The 17,165-nt window shown below is 45.7% G+C and carries 17 protein-coding genes and 1 riboswitch; all 17 genes read right to left on the reverse strand.

Annotated elements, in window-relative coordinates; all coding sequences use genetic code 11:
- Nucleotides 1–109: 109 nt before the first annotated feature.
- Nucleotides 110–583, reverse strand: coding sequence for a 6,7-dimethyl-8-ribityllumazine synthase (ribH, locus tag AC2JF7_RS06620; protein WP_500727901.1), 474 nt, complete (start codon nt 581–583; stop codon nt 110–112).
- Nucleotides 584–1,810, reverse strand: coding sequence for a GTP cyclohydrolase II (gene ribA / locus AC2JF7_RS06625; RefSeq protein ID WP_500727902.1), 1,227 nt, complete (start codon nt 1,808–1,810; stop codon nt 584–586).
- Between the two features lie 13 nt (nt 1,811–1,823).
- Nucleotides 1,824–2,429, reverse strand: a complete 606-nt coding sequence (locus tag AC2JF7_RS06630; RefSeq protein WP_500727903.1) for a riboflavin synthase — start codon at nt 2,427–2,429, stop codon at nt 1,824–1,826.
- On the reverse strand, nt 2,430–3,485 hold the full coding sequence (ribD, locus tag AC2JF7_RS06635) for a bifunctional diaminohydroxyphosphoribosylaminopyrimidine deaminase/5-amino-6-(5-phosphoribosylamino)uracil reductase RibD (protein ID WP_500727904.1): 1,056 nt from the start codon (nt 3,483–3,485) through the stop codon (nt 2,430–2,432).
- 114 nt (nt 3,486–3,599) lie between these two features.
- A riboswitch (FMN riboswitch) is annotated at nt 3,600–3,734 on the reverse strand.
- Between the two features lie 142 nt (nt 3,735–3,876).
- Entirely contained in the window at nt 3,877–4,071 is a 195-nt protein-coding gene (locus AC2JF7_RS06640) for a hypothetical protein (protein WP_500727905.1), read from the reverse strand.
- A gap of 175 nt (nt 4,072–4,246) precedes the next feature.
- Entirely contained in the window at nt 4,247–4,993 is a 747-nt protein-coding gene (locus AC2JF7_RS06645) for an aspartate/glutamate racemase family protein (protein ID WP_500727906.1), read from the reverse strand.
- A 23-nt stretch (nt 4,994–5,016) separates the two neighbouring features.
- On the reverse strand, nt 5,017–6,588 hold the full coding sequence (locus AC2JF7_RS06650; RefSeq protein WP_500727907.1) for a UDP-N-acetylmuramoyl-L-alanyl-D-glutamate--2,6-diaminopimelate ligase: 1,572 nt from the start codon (nt 6,586–6,588) through the stop codon (nt 5,017–5,019).
- 43 nt (nt 6,589–6,631) lie between these two features.
- Nucleotides 6,632–7,786, reverse strand: coding sequence for a sensor histidine kinase (locus tag AC2JF7_RS06655; RefSeq protein ID WP_500727908.1), 1,155 nt, complete (start codon nt 7,784–7,786; stop codon nt 6,632–6,634).
- Between the two features lie 4 nt (nt 7,787–7,790).
- Nucleotides 7,791–8,477, reverse strand: a complete 687-nt coding sequence (gene croR, locus AC2JF7_RS06660) for a response regulator transcription factor CroR (protein ID WP_500727909.1) — start codon at nt 8,475–8,477, stop codon at nt 7,791–7,793.
- A 256-nt stretch (nt 8,478–8,733) separates the two neighbouring features.
- The gene (locus AC2JF7_RS06665) at nt 8,734–10,596 is read right to left on the reverse strand and encodes an ABC transporter ATP-binding protein (RefSeq protein ID WP_500727910.1); all 1,863 of its coding nucleotides are present in this window, start codon (nt 10,594–10,596) and stop codon (nt 8,734–8,736) included.
- A gap of 9 nt (nt 10,597–10,605) precedes the next feature.
- Complete coding sequence (locus tag AC2JF7_RS06670) at nt 10,606–12,330, reverse strand: ABC transporter ATP-binding protein (protein ID WP_500727911.1); 1,725 nt, start codon at nt 12,328–12,330, stop codon at nt 10,606–10,608.
- Nucleotides 12,331–12,468: 138 nt separating this feature from the next.
- Nucleotides 12,469–13,251 (reverse strand): DUF1129 family protein, encoded by a 783-nt coding sequence (locus AC2JF7_RS06675; RefSeq protein WP_500727912.1) that lies wholly within the window; start codon nt 13,249–13,251, stop codon nt 12,469–12,471.
- A 9-nt stretch (nt 13,252–13,260) separates the two neighbouring features.
- On the reverse strand, nt 13,261–14,361 hold the full coding sequence (ychF, locus tag AC2JF7_RS06680) for a redox-regulated ATPase YchF (RefSeq protein WP_500727913.1): 1,101 nt from the start codon (nt 14,359–14,361) through the stop codon (nt 13,261–13,263).
- Nucleotides 14,362–14,387: 26 nt separating this feature from the next.
- The gene (locus AC2JF7_RS06685; protein ID WP_500727914.1) at nt 14,388–14,663 is read right to left on the reverse strand and encodes a DUF951 domain-containing protein; all 276 of its coding nucleotides are present in this window, start codon (nt 14,661–14,663) and stop codon (nt 14,388–14,390) included.
- Nucleotides 14,656–15,543 carry a ParB/RepB/Spo0J family partition protein gene (locus AC2JF7_RS06690; RefSeq protein WP_500727915.1) on the reverse strand — a complete coding sequence of 296 codons (888 nt, stop codon included), beginning with the start codon at nt 15,541–15,543 and terminating at the stop codon, nt 14,656–14,658. The genes AC2JF7_RS06685 and AC2JF7_RS06690 overlap by 8 nt, the downstream gene beginning before the upstream one ends.
- Entirely contained in the window at nt 15,521–16,300 is a 780-nt protein-coding gene (locus AC2JF7_RS06695; protein WP_500727937.1) for a ParA family protein, read from the reverse strand. The genes AC2JF7_RS06690 and AC2JF7_RS06695 overlap by 23 nt, the downstream gene beginning before the upstream one ends.
- Before the next feature lie 15 nt (nt 16,301–16,315).
- A complete protein-coding gene (noc, locus tag AC2JF7_RS06700) occupies nt 16,316–17,164 on the reverse strand; it encodes a nucleoid occlusion protein (RefSeq protein WP_500727916.1) in 849 nt (282 codons plus the stop codon).
- Nucleotide 17,165 lies beyond the last annotated feature (1 nt).

Raw genomic sequence — 17,165 nt, forward strand, 5'->3', positions numbered from 1 at the left:
AGCTTACTTTCACTTTCACTACAGAATAAAAAGGACAATTCCATTAAACTGGCATTGTCCTTTTTAACTAATGTCTATGGTGCACAGGCAGTTATCCACCTAAGACTTTTTACAATTGGTCAATCTGTTCTTCAATGCTCAATACTTCAAGGATGTCGGTAGCACATTCGGCCCCCTTGTTGCCTGACTTGCCGCCAGCGCGGTCCGTTGCCTGGGCCACCGTGTCAGTCATCAGCACCCCAAACATCACCGGAACGGGACCATTGGCGGAAGCCTCGGCGATTTGTGCCGTTGTTCCTTCACACACATAGGTAAAGTGGGCAGTTTCACCCCGAATCACAGCGCCCAATGCGATTACCCCGTCCACCTTGCCACTATTGGCCAGGCAGTTGGCTGCACGAGCAACTTCAAAAGCACCTGGCACGTGCACTACTACAATGTTTTTGTCATCTACGCCGGCCTTTTGAAGTTGAGCGACTGCTCCTGACAATAAACGATCAGTCACCACACTGTTAAACTGGGCACAGACAATGCCGATTTTTTTCTCTGAATCTACTGTGATTTTTCCACTAATTTCTTTCATTTAGTCCACCTCATTTAAAATATGGTTCATCTCATGCTTTTTGGTTGCCAGGTACTGCTTGTTTTCTTCTGTCAAACCCACTTCTACTGGCAAGCGCTTAACGACCTTAATGCCAAAGCTTTCCAGCTGGTCGACCTTGTCCGGGTTATTGGTCATCAGGTTAACCTCGCTTATACCCTTTTGCCGCAAAATTTCAGCGGCAATATTGTAGCGGCGAGCATCAACGGGCAGGCCCAGGTGCTGGTTGGCCTCGACCGTATTCATGCCCTCATCCTGCAGCTGGTAGGCACGCAGCTTGTTTTCTAGACCAATGCCGCGTCCTTCTTGGCGCAGGTACAAAACGGCACCAGACCCATTAGCTTCAATCTTAGTCAGGGCTTCAGCTAGTTGGGCGCCGCAGTCACAGCGCTTAGAACTGAAGACATCCCCAGTCAAGCATTCACTATGCAAGCGGAGCAACAGCGGTTCATCCCGCTTAACTTCACCCTTGCTGATGAGCAGCGTTGGTTCTTTTTCTGGATGCTTTTTGTCCCGGAAGCCTTCTAAAGTGAAGTGGCCGTATTCGGTGGGGAAATCAACTTTAGCAAAAGATTCAATACTAAGTTCCTGGTTTTCTTGACGCTTGCGATATTCGATCAATTCTTCAATCGTCAAATAGGGGATATTCAATCCCTCGGCCAGTGCTTTTAGGTCCTTGCGGCGGGCCATCGTGCCGTCCTTTTTGATGCATTCGCAGATAAAGCCAACAGGAGCTACACCAGCCAGGCGGGCCAGGTCAAGGGCCGCTTCGGTGTGACCCGTGCGCTCCAAAACGCCACCATCTTTAGCAACCAGCGGAAAAACGTGGCCGGGATGGTAAAAGTTATCCCACTTGCTGGACGAGTCGGCCAGCTTCTTGATCGTCTTGGCCCGATCATACGCCGAAATACCCGTAGTGGTCTCGGTTGAATCCACGCTCAGCGTGAAGGCAGTGCCAAAGCTGTCGTTTGATCCAGTTTCAATTGGTGCCAGCTGCAAGCGGTCGGCGTACTCCTTGCTCATTGGCACGCAGAGCAGGCCGCGTGCCTTAGAAATCATCATGTTGACTGTTTCCGGCGTCACCTTTTCAGCCAGGCCAATCATATCGCCTTCAGATTCCCGTTGGGGTGAATCGGCCACAATTACCAAGCCGCCTGCACGCAAGTGGTCCAAAATTTGGGCCATTTTTTCATTTAATTGATCTTTCATTCTTTTTTCTCCCTTAAAATTCTTTTTGCCATGCCTGCATTTGCTTAACTGCGTAGCGTCCCAGCATATCCACTTCAATATTGACCAAGTCACCTTCCTGGTAATGAGCCAGCGTAGTGTTGGCAACAGTAAAGGGAATTAGACTAACGCCAAATTCGTCGTTCTCAGCCAGTGTCACCGTCAAGCTGATACCATCAATTGCAATCGATCCCTTTTCAACAATGTAGGGATCATACTTGTGCGGCACCCGGAAACGAAGCTCCAGGGAATTCTCGTTTTCTACTCGATCGACTACTTCCGCTGTCGTATCTACGTGGCCGGCCACAATATGTCCATCTAACTTGCCGCCTAGGGCAAGGGACGGTTCCAGATTAACCAAGCTACCCTTGGCCAACTTGCCTAGATTGGTCCGCTTCATCGTTTCTGGCATCACGTCAACTGTAAAATCGCCTTCATCCCAGGTCGTGACGGTCAAGCAGATGCCGTTAACCCCAATACTGGCCCCAAGTGGCAGACTGCTTTGCGCCAATTTAGGTGCAGCAATTCCTAATTGGGCATGCTTTTCAGTCACGTCTAAACGCGAAATCTTGCCTGTTGTCTGAATAATTCCTGTAAACATTTATTTTCTCCTTGCGCAAATCCGGACATCTTGCCCCAGCGTTCGTACATCAATCAATTGGTAGTGCAATTTTTGCCCTAGCGCCTGGCCCAGGGCAACTGGCAATGCTGTTCCACCCAAAACTTGCGGTGCAATATAGGCAACTATCTCATCAGCTAACCCAGCCGCAATGAACTGTGCTTGGACCTGGCTGCCGCCCTCGACCAGGAGGGACTGCAAGTCATGGTCTGCCAACAATTCAACAATCTTGCTTGGGGTCCACTTGCTTTTCGTAAAACACTGGATATTATCATTATGTTTTGCTGTCAATTTCTTCTCACTGAGCAGCCATATCGAACCAGGCGTCATAAATATTCTGCTCGTGAAGTCGAGTCGGTTAGCATCGTGCGTTAACACAATCCGAATCGGTGGGTGCGGCAGGCGCTTGATCCTAACCGTTAATTGCGGGTCATCAACCCGCAGCGTATTAGCACCTACCAAGATGGCTTGATGACGCAAGCGCAACTCTTGCACGTCGCCTTGGGCCGCTTCTGCTGTCAATAGCGTGCGCTGGGCTCCTGCCTCATTCAGCTTGCCATCAAGCGACATTGCATACTTGAGGGTGACTAATGGTCGGTGCTTTTGGTAAAAGAAGTTATAGGCCAGGTTTAACTGCTCCGTGCCTCCGATCACCACAGTTTCCACTCCATGATCATTCAGATACTTAATGCCCTTGCCGCTAACAACTTGGTGCGGGTCCACTTGGCCAATAACCACTCGTTTGATGCCAGCAGCTGCAACTTTTCTGCAGCACGGCGGCTGCTTACCATAGTGAGAGCATGGTTCTAGCGTTACATAGAGTGTGGCTCCACGGGCCCACTCTACCTGGGCCAGGTGACTTAGCGCATTAACTTCTGCGTGTTCACGCCCATATTGATGGTGGTATCCACTAGCTAAAACCTGACCTTCTTTGACAATTACCGCACCGACCAAGGGATTGGTCCATGTCATGCCCCGAGCCTTAACCGCCTCTTTTGCAGCCAGCTGCATGTAATCCTTGTCTTGCAAATTTTTCACTTCCTAAACAATAGAAAAACCCCGTTGAACTTAATCAACGGGGCTTATTTTTTATTTAACCAAACAAGATTTCAGCGAAGTCTAAAAACGACGCAAGTCAAATATTAGTTGTTATTTGTTCTTCTCCCATCCAGACTTTAACTGTCGGTACTAGACTTGCACTAGTTCCACCGCAAAACGCGGTTCACGGACTTCAACGCACTCGTTGTCACCGTCGGTAGGGAATTACGCCCTGCCCCGAAGAAACCGTATTCAATTAAATATAGAATAGTCCTTAACAACCTAATCGTCAATAGAGAATTATCCTTGCAGCAAGGTGACAAACACTGCTATTTAGTGCTTGAGCCTTTTGCACGCTAAAGTAATACACGCTTGGCAGCTTCTACTTTATCTAAAATTTCCAATCTGTTAGGTGAACAGGAATATTATTATTCTCGCCAAAGTATTTCTTGAAGGCATGGACAAAGGGCAGGTTCTCTTCCAGGCGGTGACTATGCATGTCCTTAAGAGCCAAGCAAGCAGTTACAGCTAAGTTGGTTAGCAGAATTATCAAAAGACCAATAAGTATATACACAAGATAAAGCATAATTTTATCCTCCCACTTCAAGTTTTATTCTGTACTATTTAACTAATACAGTATTATATATTTGTGGTCTTGTCAATAACTTTGGCAAAAATTCTTTGATTTCTCTTCCAGACCCAGCAAATTGGGTAAAGCAAAAGACTAGAAACTTGTTATCAAGTCCCTAGTCTTTGGCTTCTTAGTATAAGTATTTTTGAACCGCTGCTCTTGGGTCCATACCTGCACGAATCTTTAATTCCAGTTCAATCGCTACGTCAGCTATGATTGCTTGCGGATCGATTACGTGATAAGGATGGTCAGGTGCCTTTTCTTGTGCCAGCGACAATTCTGTACAGCCCAACAAAATCACATTGCAGCCATACTCATCATGCATGCGACGCAAAATGCTGTGATAGATTTCGTCATCAACCACGCCCTGTTCCTTAATCTTGCTATAAATCAATTCAGTTACCAGTGGCTGGATTTCTGGCCCGCCTAACTCAGCTTTGCGTCCTACCTTTTCAATTTCATCTACATACAAGTGGTCATAAATCGACCCTTCAGTGGCAATCACTCCAATTTTTTGCTCTTGTGGATAGTCTTCCACAAACTTATGCACAGCAATCCGCATCATATGCAAAAAAGGAATATCTGTCAACTTGGCCAGGTCATCGTAAAAATAATGGGCCGTATTGCAGGGCATTACCAAAAAATCAGGACCAAGCTGTGCCTGTTGCAAGACATCTGCACGCAAGTCATAAAAGAAGTTAGGCTTGGTGTGGTCTTTAATATAGGCGGTGCGGTCAGGAATCTGGGCATCATTTACCAAAATGTAGTTCAGATAATCCTGATCCTTAGTGATTTTAATCCAGTGGTTGAGCATGCGCACAAAGCTTTCTGTTGCAATTGTGCCCATGCCTCCAATAATACTAAAGAAGTTCTTCATTTTTCCTGCTTTTCTAGCACATATTAGCTATTAAAGTGCTCGTCTTGCCCTTCCAGTTCATTGATTGCATGTTGGGCGACGGTAATATCAGAATCATACGGCGTGTCAATCCCGCGAATCTTTTGGAAGCCGTCCTCACCCTTGCCGCAAATCAGGACAACATCACCAGTATGGGCCATGCTAATGGCATCATGAATGGCCTTAACCCGGTCTAATTCAATCGTCACATCAACCTTGGAATGGTCAATTCCAGCATCGATTTCCCGGGCAATTTTGGCAGGATCTTCAAAACCAGGATCATCAGTCGTCAAGAAGGCCTTGGCCGCATAAGCATTTAAACTATTGCTAAAGCCTGACCGGCGAGAGACGCCTTTGTCGCCCGGAGATCCAAGCACTACAATGATTTTGGGATTGTCAAATTCGCGCTGCATAAAGCCCATAAGTGCCATCATCGAGGCCTCGTTGTGGGCATAATCAACTACGACAAGACCATGATTTTTCGTGACCTCAGTCTGCATTCTACCAGGAACCGTAACAGCACCGATTCCCGCAGCAGCTTCATCATGCTCCATTCCAGCTAAGCCAGCACCAATCACAGCCGCTGTCCCGTTGGACTCATTAAAGTCGCCCAACATCTGCAGCTGATAGTCGCCAGCAACCGGCAGCTTCTTTGCCTTTTCACTAACGCACAAGAGCTCAAAGCGAGTTCTAGCCATGTCGCTTTCAAGAGATGAATAGCGAAAGTCTATCGTTTCTTTCAAGTCTGGATTAGCAAATTTTTCATCAGCAAACAGGTAAATGCTGTCAGGTGCTGTCGTAGTTGTAGCCGCAGCATAGACCTCATCAAAATGGTCGGTGCAGGCGTTGATAATGCACTTGCGCGCATTAACTAAGAGCTGCAGCTTGCAGTGCAGGTAGTCCGCAAAGTTGGGGTGCTCGTTAGGGCCGATGTGGTCCGGCGTAATATTGAGGAAAAAGCCCAGGTCATAAGTCAGTCCAAATACCCGGTTCTTCTTATACGCCTGACTAGAAACCTCCATTACCAAGTGCGTCATGCCATTATCAACAGCTGTCCGCATATCGCGAAACAAGTCAAGGGACTCTGGCGTAGTCAAACTGGATTTGAAGGTGTCTTCAGGCTGTTGTCCAACCACATTGTTGACCGAAGAAAGCAATGCTGTTCTACCTCCGTTAAGCTGGTCCAGCATCCCTTTCAAAAAGTAGGCGGTGGTGGTCTTGCCCTTAGTACCAGTTATGCCCACCACAAACAAGTCATCTTGCGGGAAACGGAAAAAGGCTGCAGACAGCAAGGCCATGGCCTTAGAAACGTCACGCACAATCAGTGCGTGCATGCCCTTGCCTTCTGGATATGGTTGCTCTGCCACATAGCAGTTGGCACCGTTGTCTTTAGCCATTGACAGGTAAGTTGGCCGAAAGCCGGCACCCTTGCAGAAGAACAGGGTGTTGGTTTGGATATCGCGCGAATCATACGACACGTAGTCCATCTTAGTCATCACCGTATCCTGAACTGCACTCGACTTAAGCAAGTGATGCTCTTTTAAAATTAAAATACAGGTATTTAAGGAAATACTCATGCTATACCCCTCTATCTTTATCTTAATCAAAATTATACCACAGCTAGGCCGGAGTTTTTGCATTCTTGGGGTTAAGGGGAAGTGAAATAATAAAACTAGTCCACTTCTCATTAGACTCACAGCGAATTGTCCCATGATGCAAATCAACAATGCTCTTGGTTATCGACAAGCCTAGACCCGTGCCACCAGTCTTAGTGTTACGTGAAGATTCTACCCGGTAAAAGCGCTCAAAAATCTTCTTTAAAGACTCGGCCGGAATCAGTTCACCATTATTTTCCACCCGTAGCTCGACTTCATTATTGTTGACCAGATTGGCAATCAGGTTGATTTTGGTTGCCCCAGTGCCGTATTTGAGCGCGTTAGTGATCAAGTTATTATAAACCCGCACCAGCTTTTCTGGATCTGCCTCAATAGTCAGACTCTTGGGCCGGGATTCCACGTTGAAGGTAATGCCCTTTTCTTCAGCTTCGAACTCAAAACCGGCTGCCACCTGTTCAAGCATTGAAAAGATGTGCAAGCTGGACAAGGTCAGATTCTTGTCAATTGATTTTAAAGTGGTGTATTCAAGCAAGTCATGAGCTAAAGACTTCATCTGCTCTGCCTTCATATAGGCAATATTAAGATAGCGTTGGCGGTCATCCGGATCATCAACACCGCTCTTCAGCAAACCCAGGTAGCCAATAATTGACGTCAGCGGCGTCCTAATATCATGGGAGACGTTGCTAATCAGTTCATCTTTAGACTTTTCAATTGCCCGTTCTTCATTGATTGCATTGACAGTGCTTCCTACTAAGGAATTGATTGAGTCAATTACCTTTTGCAAGTCCGTCTTCACCTTGAAAGAAATGGTATGGTCAAAGTGGCCTTGGGCAATATAGTGCAGTTCTGAAATAACATGGCGCAGCTGCATCTGGTGGTAGCGCCGAATCAAGCGCCAGTAAAGCACTAGTAGGTCTCCAATTCCCATGAAGAACAAAAAAGTATTCTGCCAGGACCACAAGTGCCGGCCTCCGGCAAAGGTAATGGTCTTCTTTAAAAAATAGATGCCATTAACCAAGTTTTCATTCTGCAAAATGGTTAAGTTAATGAGAATGACCACCGATAAGTTCAGCAAGAGCAGCAGTACTACCGTGATTACGCCCTCTGCAAATAGTTCGCTTTTTTCCGCAGCCGTTAGCTTAACCCGTTCTTTTTTCATTAAGTTAGGCCTCTACCTTGTAACCAACACCCCAAACGGTCTGAATAACGTCTTCTCCGTTGGTAGCTTTTTGAATCTTGTCTCGCAAGTGCGAAACGTGCACCATGACTGTCTTGGCAGAAACAATTGACTCCTGCTGCCAAACCCGTTCAAAAATCTCATCGGCTGAAAATACCCGGTTGGGGTGACTCGCAAGCAGGTAAAGAATGCCAAATTCCAAGGCGGTCAACTGGATGTCTTGACCGGCAACGGTCTTAACTTCATGTGAATCACGGTTGATAACTAATGGTCCTACTTCTAAGACATCAGGTTCATCATCCTTGACCTGCTTTTGACTGCGGCGCAGTAAGGACCGCACCCGTGCCATCACCTCGAGCGGGTTAAAGGGCTTAGACACATAATCATCAGCGCCTGTAATCAAGCCCTTGATCTTGTCCATGTCACCAGTCTTAGCAGAAACAATGATAATTGGAATGTCCGAATCCTTGCGGACCTCCTTGATCACATCAATTCCACTCATGCTGGGCATCATCACATCCAAAATCATCAAGGCAATATTGGGCGTGGTCGTCAACTTGGTAATTGCTTCCTTGCCGCTATATGCCACAATAGGCGTATAGCCCTCATTCTTAAGGTAAATACTCAATAATTCAACGATTTCTTTGTCATCATCTACAACTAAAATTTTCATAGGATTAGTGCCCTCTTTATGTTATTAATTATCTCTGTTTTGTCATAATCTGTTAAATATAGTGTAGCAGAGTCTACGCCTAATATTTTAGTCAATTTTGGACTAATCACCTAATATTCAAGCCTTATTTATCTTTTTATTAAGAAAAAGGCTACTGGCCCCCTATAGAAAATCCTGATAAGAAAGTGCGCAGATGCAATTATCCTAATACAAAAATATTCCTAATGCCAACTAGTAGCACCAGGAATATTTTTGCTTATTCAATTTCTTTTTTGCCAGTGTACAACTCGTAGTAGTATCCCTGCTTCTTGAGCAGTTCTTCGTGGTTGCCGGCCTCAATAATGTGGCCATGGTCCAGCACCAAGATTAGGTCTGAATTAACAATCGTAGACAAGCGGTGGGCAATTACGAAACTTGTTCTCCCAGCAAGGAGGTTGTCCATTCCTGCTTGCACCAGCTTTTCAGTCTGCGTGTCAATGCTCGAAGTCGCCTCATCCAAGATCATTACTGGTTCATCGGCAATCATTGCCCGGGCAATACTGAGTAGCTGCATTTGTCCTTGGGACAGATCGCCACCATTACCGTCAATTACTGTTTTATAGCCTTCGTCCAGGTGGTGCACAAATTCATCGGCATGCGACAAGTGGGCTGCCTGGTAGACCTCGTCATCACTGGCTTCCATATTACCAAAGCGGATATTATCCATAACCGTCCCCGTGAACATGTGCGTATCCTGCAAAACAATTGACAGTGACCGACGCAGGTCATCTTTTTTAATCCGCTTGATTGGGATGCCATCATAAGTAATCGTTCCTGAGTTGATTTCATAGAAGCGGTTAATCATGTTGGAAATAGTCGTCTTGCCCGCACCGGTTTCACCAACTAAAGCAACCTTCATGCCGGGCTTGGCATCAATTGAGATATCATATAGGATCTGCTTGCTTGGCGTATAACCAAAATTGACATGGTCAAAGACAATGTGACCCTTAACCGTGATTTTCTTAACTGAACCATCAGGCTGGGGCACATTCCAATGCCAAGTCCCCTTGACATTTTCATCTTTAGAAATTGTCACATCACCGTCATCAACTTCTACTTCTTGGTCTTGCAAGTCAAAAATTCGTTGCGCACCCGCTAAGGCCATTACAATTGAATTCAGCTGTTGCGAAATTTGAGCAATCGGCATCGTGAACTGCTTAGACAGTTGCAAGAAGGCACCAATGACACCAAGTGACAATGCTGCAACGTGGTTAATGGCCACAGCACCACCCAAAACAGCAATTACGACGTAGAGCAAGTTGCCCACGTTGCCCATGATTGGAAACAGGATTGTGGCATAGGTATTGGCTTTGCCAGCTGCATCTTGCAATGCCTGGTTGTATGCATCAAACTCTTCTTCAACTTGTGGTTCATGGCTGAAGACCTTAATGACCTTGAGACCATTAAGCATTTCTTCATTATAGCCATTGACTTGACCTAACTCTTTTTGTTGGAGCTTGAAGTAGTGCGATGACCGACTTGTCAAGAATCTAACTATGCCCACCGATAATGCAAAGATAATCAATGTGCAGATTGTCAACTGCCAGCTCAAGGCAAACATGGCTGCCAGAGCAAAGAAGACGTTCAGCATTGAATTCAAGAACTGAGGAATCGACTGTGAGATCATCTGCATTAACGTATCAATATCATTAGTGTAGCGACTCATGATATCGCCGTAGTCGTTTTGGTCAAAGTAGCCAATCGGCAATCTTTCCATGTGCTCGAACATCTCGTTACGCACCCGGTACTGCACCTTTTGGGCTAAAACGGCCATCAACATTGAAAATAGATAATTAGAAATGAATCCAATCGCATAAAGTCCAAACATGACTGTAATGGCATGCCACAAAGGGCCAAAGTCAGGGTGAGCTTGCTTAGTCAGTGGAATAATATAGTCATTAATCAGCCGCTCAATAAATAATGAACCAGCAACAGTTGAGGCTGCCGTCAAAACGATTGCCACCATTGACGTGATCAACATCCAGGGACTAGTACTTGCAATCAGTTTGAGCAGGCGGGATAAGATACTAGTTCGGTGACCCCTTAGGCTTGCACTTTTATTTTCTACTGCTTTATCCAAATTTATCACCTACTTCTTTTGTTCTTCTTGGAACTTAGCAATTGAACTGTATAAGTCATTGCGTTTCATTAATTCATCATGCGTACCGATATCCTGAATCTTGCCTTCATCCATTACAAGGATCCGGTCGGCATCCTTAATGGAAACAATTCGCTGCGAGATGATAATCTTAGTCGTATCCGGCATATCTTGGGCAAGCGATTCCCGAATTTCACGTTCGGTTTGAGTATCGACTGCAGAAGTTGAATCATCTAGAATTAAAATCTTGGGATTTTTAAGCAGAGCACGCGCAATGGTAATCCGTTGCTTTTGACCACCAGAAACGTTTGTACCGCCTTGTTCAACCATAGTTTCATACTTGTCGGGCATTTCTCGAATAAAGTCATCGGCATGGGCAATCTTGGCTGCGTTGATAATTTGTTCATCAGTCGCATTTTCATTGCCCCACTTCAAATTTTCTTTAATAGTGCCAGAAAAGAGGACATTGTTTTGTAAAACCATGGCTACGTTGTCCCGCAAGGTCTTCAAGTCATAGGACTTGACGTTATGGCCTGAAACCCGGACTGCACCAGAATCTGTATCATAAAGACGCGGAATCATCGCCACTAAAGTAGACTTGGAGGAACCCGTTCGTCCAATTATCCCCAGCGTCTCACCCGGCCTAATGTTTAAGTTGATATCTCTCAGGGCTAGGTTCTTGTCAGATGGATCATACTTAAAGTTGACGTGGTCAAAGATCACCTCACCGTTGGTCATGTGCTCTAGCGGCTTGCGTGGATTGACAATTGACGGCTTCTCATTAATGACATCGGCAATTCTACGGCCACTAGCAGTTGAAATAACCAGCTGGGTGAAAATCATTGCCAAAATATTCAAACTATTTAAAACCGAATTGGAATATGAAAACATTGAAATCAGCTGCCCCGTCTGGAGGCTGCCGCCAACAATTTCCTTGGCACCAAACCAGCAAATGGCCAGGTTGGAAATGTTCAAAATCGCCATTACCACCATAGCATTGAGGGACATGATTTTTTGAGCCGTTGAAAACAGTTTGTAAATAAAGCCAGAGGACTTCTTGAATTTTGTAGTCTGGGGATCTTCTTGGACATAAGTCTTGACCTCACGGATGCCGCGAATGTTTTCCCGAACAACCTGGTTCATGCGGTCATAGCCCCTGAATATTTTGGGAAAGTACGGGCTGGCACTCTTAATGATTACGGCCATCAACAAGACAAAGATTGGCGCTAGCACCACGAAGACCAAAGATAGACGCGGGCTAATGATAAGGGACATGATTATCGAAACAATCAGCATCATTGGTGCTCTGACCGCAATTCTGATCAGAATTTGATAAGCCATTTGGACGTTAGAAACATCCGTAGTCATTCTGGTTACCAGACTGGCACTAGAAAACTTGTCAATATTTTCAAATGAGTAATCCTGTACACGGTAGAACATGTCCTTACGCAAGTTGGCTGCAAAGCCTGCAGCAGCATGGGCTGAAACATAACTGGCTGCCGCCCCTAAAACAAGAGACACAATTGTGATAACCAACAGGATTAGTCCCCATTTTAAGATGTAGGACATGTTGCCCTTCATAATGCCGTTATCGATTAAAATACCTACCAGATAGGGAATCAACATTTCAATGATGACTTCTCCTATAACGAACATGGGCGACAACAAGGATAATTTCTTGTACTGCCTGATAGATTTACGCAGTGTATTAACCATTAAGTACCTCTTTCTATTAATAAAATGCCACTCATTTTACCACTTGCAACAACTTAAAGGGATAAATAGATGATCATCTATTTATCCCTTTAGTTATATAATTAGATAAGTATAACGCTTTTCTTGACAAAAAACACTTTATTTGCTTCTTGGTGCAGGCGTGAATACAGAACCTACAATCTGGTAGTGCCGACGGAAAAGCCAGCGTACTCCGTATGCGAGCGCTGCGATGATGACATTGTAAATGCCAGGCAAGACTGGGTTGATTACCCGCACAATTGGAAGGGTCAGAAGCCAGAAGCAAACAAGAAAAATTCCCATCATTGCGGCCATGCCCAGCAGCAATTTAGACCAGGGAATCTTCCTATTCTTGTTACCAGCAGGTAAGACCCACTCGTTGTATTTGGTCATGAAGATACCCATGACAACCCCAACAATGAGCAAGGTGGTAATCCCCATCTGCGGATTATCTTTAGAGGCAGGTTGGAACATCCCGATAACGCCAAAAATACCAACAAAAAGCGTTATGTACAATAAGGCGCTATCGACTGCATACTGCCAAAATGGGATGTCGGCGGCCGTTTTTTTCTTCGGTGCCAGCATTTCGGCTGCCTTCAACTTGGGCGGCATGTTATAAAAGGTATTGGCAGGCTGGCCGCGGCGCTGGGCTACCACCAGATCGGGTAATAGTGCATTGACCCGGCTAACTGCCTCATCCGTACTCATTTTGCCTTGGGCTTCTAGCTCTTTTTGCAGGCGAAAAACATAGTCCGTATTCTTGTTACTCAGCTGCCGACGCAGTTCTTGCGGCGCCATCTGCTTAATCTGATCCTCCTGATTCTGATTTGCAACTTTTTCTTTTAGCTTTTCTTGTTTACTAAGATCAATCTTTGCTTCTTGCTTGTTCTTCTTTTCAGCCATTATCTCTCCTTAAACATTGAATCTAAATTCAATTACGTCACCGTCTTGAACTTCATAATCTTTGCCTTCAAGGCGAAGTCTACCAGCTTCCTTAACCTTTTGCATGGTCTCGTACTGGTCTAAATCAGCATAGGAAACCACCTCAGCGCGGATAAATCCCCGCTCAAAGTCAGAGTGGATCACGCCTGCAACTTGCGGTGCCTTCATCCCCTTATGGAAAGTCCAGGCCCGCGTTTCGGGTCCACCTGCAGTAAAGAAGGTGCGCAGGCCCAAGATGTGGTAGGCCGCTCTGATCAAGCGGTCAAGACCAGACTCACTTACACCTTCTGCTTCTAAAAATTCAGCCTTTTCATCATCATCAAGACCAGCAATCTCTTCTTCGGTAGCCGCTGAAATTCCTAAACAGCCTGCATTTTCACTATCCGCATGTTTTTTAACAATTTGGTAGTACCGGTCACCTTCTGGATCAGCCATCGCATCTTCTGCAATATTGGCCACGTAGATAACCGGCTTGGCCGTCAAGAGAAACAAGCCTTTGACAACTTGCTGCTCCTCTTCAGTAAAGTCAATTGAGCGAACCGCCTGGCCCTCTTCTAGGACCGGCTTGATCTTTTCCAAAACGCTGTATTCAGCTTTGGCTTCCTTATCATTCTGCTGGGCAATCTTCTTAACCTTGGCCATACGGCGGTTAACCGCATCAAGGTCGGCAATCGTCAACTCCAAGTTGATAGTATTGATGTCTTCTTCTGGATCCACCTTGCCTGTGACAGAGGTAATATTATCATCATCAAAGGCACGCACCACATGAATAATTGCATCTGTTTGGCGGATGTTTTCTAGAAACTTATTGCCCAGACCTTCGCCTTTGGACGCTCCCTTGACTAAGCCCGCAATATCGGTAAATTCAAAGGTCGTGTGGACGATTTTTTTGGCAGGAATGAGTTCCTGGATCCGGGCCAGACGCTTATCTGGCACCTCAACCATCCCCACGTTTGGTTCAATGGTTGCAAACGGGTAGTTGGCCATTTCAGCCCCAGCCTTAGTAATTGCATTAAACAAGGTTGACTTGCCAACGTTCGGCAAGCCGACAATCCCGGCAGTTAGTGACATCTTTATCCTCTTCTTTTCCTATAAAACTACTTCTTAATTTGATTAAACCCTGGACGGGCAATTTCTTCCTGTGCTACGTACAATTCATTTTTGCCGTTGACCGGATCATTTGCCTTGGTCAAGACCTTCTTCAAGTTATGTGCAAACTTGGTCCTAGGCATCAGCACAATATGGCCACAGCCCATGCACTTCAACCGGATATCTGCACCTAGACGCAAAATTTCCCAGTTATTGGTCTTGCATGCGTGCGGCTTTTTCATTAGGACGGTATCAGCCAGACCATATGAAATATCCTTATTCATCGAGATCAACACCTAGCTCTGCTAAAATCCGGTTCAGTTCATCTACAGAAGTAAAGGCAATCGACAGACGGCCACTGCCCTTCTTGCTTTCAGAAATATTAACGCTTGAGCCTAACTTATTGGACAACTGGTGTTCACTGGCGCGAATAAAGGCGGACTTGCGCACCGTCTTCTTTTGCGGTTTTTTCGAGTTGAGACTGGCAACCAATGCTTCGACCTTACGCACCGGCATGCCCTCTTTAACCACCCGCTTGGCCACTTCATCGATCTTGTCCTTGTTCTTCAAGCCCAAAAGCGTTCTAGCTTGGCCCATTGAGAGTTCACCGTGTTGCAAGAGGTGCTTGGTCTTATTGGGAAGCGAGAGCAGGCGCAAGTAGTTGGCAATATAAGGACGGGACTTGCCCATTCGCTTTGACACTTCTTCTTGGGTTAGGCCTAGATTCTTTTGCAGCATCTCGTATGCCTGAGCTTCTTCCAGCGGAGTCAAGTCTTCTCGCTGCAGGTTTTCTAGGACTGCCACCTCCATCATTTGGCTTTCGCTAAAATCACGGACAATCGCCGGCACTGTGGTCTTTTTGGCTAATTTTGAAGCCCGGTAGCGACGCTCACCTGCAATGATTTCATAACCATTAACAGACTTGCGCACAATAATCGGTTGGAAGACACCATTCTCTTTGATCGAATCAGAAAGTTCCTTAAGCGTCTTGTCATCAAAATTTTTCCGGGGTTGGTAAGGGTTGGGTCTGATATCGTCAAGGTCAAGGTCAAGAATTTCTTCTTCAGCCTCTTCAACCTGTGGCTCATCTTCAAAAAGAGCCTCAATGCCGCGGCCCAAGCCGCCCTTTTTCTTTGTTTCTTTACTTCTTGAGTCTCTTGCCATGATTCTTCAGTACCTCCTTGGCCAAATCATCATAAACTTCAGCACCACGTGAATTAGGCGCATATTCAATAATCGTTTCACCGTAACTGGGAGCTTCGGCCAACTTGGTAATGCGCGGGATAACGGTCTGATAAACCTTGCCCGCAAAGTACGACCGCACCTCCTTGACCACTTCTGCACCCAAATTTGTCCGGGCATCCAGCATAGTCATCAAAACTCCTTCAACGCCTAGGTCCTTGTTAAAGTGTTTTTGAACCAAGCGGATGGTGTTGAGTAATTGGCTCAACCCTTCCATGGCATAATATTCACTCTGCACGGGAATTAGAATCGAGTTAGAGGCCGTAAAGGCGTTAATCGACAACTGGCCTAGAGACGGCGGACAGTCAATAAAGATAAAATCATAGTCACCACTAACCGTGTCAATCGCCATCTTCAAGCGCGTCTCCCGGGCCATCATACTGATCAGCTCGGTTTCAGCACCTGACAAGTTAATTGTTGCGGGTACTAGATCCAGCCTATTAGTTGTAGTATGGAAAACCGTGTCTTTCAGGGGCACATCATTAATCAAAACACTGTAAATGTCCTGGTTGATTTCCGCTTTTTCAATTCCTAACCCAGAAGTTGCATTTCCTTGCGGGTCAATATCGACAATCAAAACGCGGTAGCCGCGTTCAGCAATTGAAGCTGCCAAATTGATGGTCGTCGTGGTCTTGCCCACGCCGCCTTTTTGGTTAGCAACCGAAATTACACTTACCATATTTTCCATGCCTTCCTACTTTCTTTTTAATTCAATCGTAATCCTGTAGTCATCAGAACTGTTATTTTCCTTAACTTTAACCTTGATGCCTGATTCCTTGGCCAGTTTAACAGCATGTTTGATTGTGTTAATCTGCACCTTCAGGTCCTTCGGAATGCGGTTTACGGCTCGCTTAGTATTGTCCACTTTCTCTTTTTGCTCGGTCCTATCATTTTTATGGGCAAAGTAGCTATCAACATCCTTAACGATCTTTTCAGTATCACTTACATTTAAATTGCGGGCAAGAATCTCATCCAAAACGCGGCTCTGATCCTTCTCACTCAGACCAACCAGGCAGCGCCCATGCCGCGGTGAAATCTCCCCACTTGCCAGATAACTCTGCACTTTCGGTGTTAGTTTAAGCAGACGCAGCTTGTTTGCCACATAAGACTGGGACTTGCCAATGTTTTTGGCTAGCGTTGTCTGGGTAAGTTTATTCAACTTCATTAAATTGTGATAGGCCTGAGCTTCATCAATCGGGTTAAGGTTCTCGCGCTGCAGGTTTTCAATTAAAGCTAGAGAGGCTGCCTGCTTGTCATCCATATTGTTGATGATTGCTGGAATCTTTTCCCAGGTTAGCAGTTGGGCCGCCCGAAAGCGGCGCTCGCCTGCAACAATTTCATAGCCGGTCCCTTGCTCACGCACCACAATCGGCTGCAAGAGCCCATCCTGATTAAGCGTTGAAGCCAATTCCCGAATTGACTCGTCAGAAAACTCATGCCGTGGTTGATAAGAGTTAGGTTTGATTTTGCTTAGTTCTATATCTTGTATTTGTTTGCCCTTAGGAATTTCATCATGATGCCTTAGAGAAGAAAATAATGACATA

This window comes from Lactobacillus sp. XV31L, assembly GCF_059900865.1.

Bases quoted from the DNA above. Each gene is read 5' to 3' on its own strand.
- AC2JF7_RS06655 (WP_500727908.1), bottom strand. From the start codon at position 7,786: ATGAAAAAAGAACGGGTTAAGCTAACGGCTGCGGAAAAAAGCGAACTA.
- AC2JF7_RS06650 (WP_500727907.1), bottom strand. From the start codon at position 6,588: ATGAGTATTTCCTTAAATACCTGTATTTTAATTTTAAAAGAGCATCAC.
- ribH (WP_500727901.1), bottom strand. From the start codon at position 583: ATGAAAGAAATTAGTGGAAAAATCACAGTAGATTCAGAGAAAAAAATC.
- croR (WP_500727909.1), bottom strand. From the start codon at position 8,477: ATGAAAATTTTAGTTGTAGATGATGACAAAGAAATCGTTGAATTATTG.
- AC2JF7_RS06690 (WP_500727915.1), bottom strand. From the start codon at position 15,543: ATGGCAAGAGACTCAAGAAGTAAAGAAACAAAGAAAAAGGGCGGCTTG.
- AC2JF7_RS06685 (WP_500727914.1), bottom strand. From the start codon at position 14,663: ATGAATAAGGATATTTCATATGGTCTGGCTGATACCGTCCTAATGAAA.
- AC2JF7_RS06675 (WP_500727912.1), bottom strand. From the start codon at position 13,251: ATGGCTGAAAAGAAGAACAAGCAAGAAGCAAAGATTGATCTTAGTAAA.
- AC2JF7_RS06645 (WP_500727906.1), bottom strand. From the start codon at position 4,993: ATGAAGAACTTCTTTAGTATTATTGGAGGCATGGGCACAATTGCAACA.
- AC2JF7_RS06630 (WP_500727903.1), bottom strand. From the start codon at position 2,429: ATGTTTACAGGAATTATTCAGACAACAGGCAAGATTTCGCGTTTAGAC.
- noc (WP_500727916.1), bottom strand. From the start codon at position 17,164: ATGTCATTATTTTCTTCTCTAAGGCATCATGATGAAATTCCTAAGGGC.
- ribA (WP_500727902.1), bottom strand. From the start codon at position 1,810: ATGAAAGATCAATTAAATGAAAAAATGGCCCAAATTTTGGACCACTTG.
- AC2JF7_RS06695 (WP_500727937.1), bottom strand. From the start codon at position 16,300: ATGGTAAGTGTAATTTCGGTTGCTAACCAAAAAGGCGGCGTGGGCAAG.
- AC2JF7_RS06640 (WP_500727905.1), bottom strand. From the start codon at position 4,071: ATGCTTTATCTTGTGTATATACTTATTGGTCTTTTGATAATTCTGCTA.
- ychF (WP_500727913.1), bottom strand. From the start codon at position 14,361: ATGTCACTAACTGCCGGGATTGTCGGCTTGCCGAACGTTGGCAAGTCA.
- AC2JF7_RS06670 (WP_500727911.1), bottom strand. From the start codon at position 12,330: ATGGTTAATACACTGCGTAAATCTATCAGGCAGTACAAGAAATTATCC.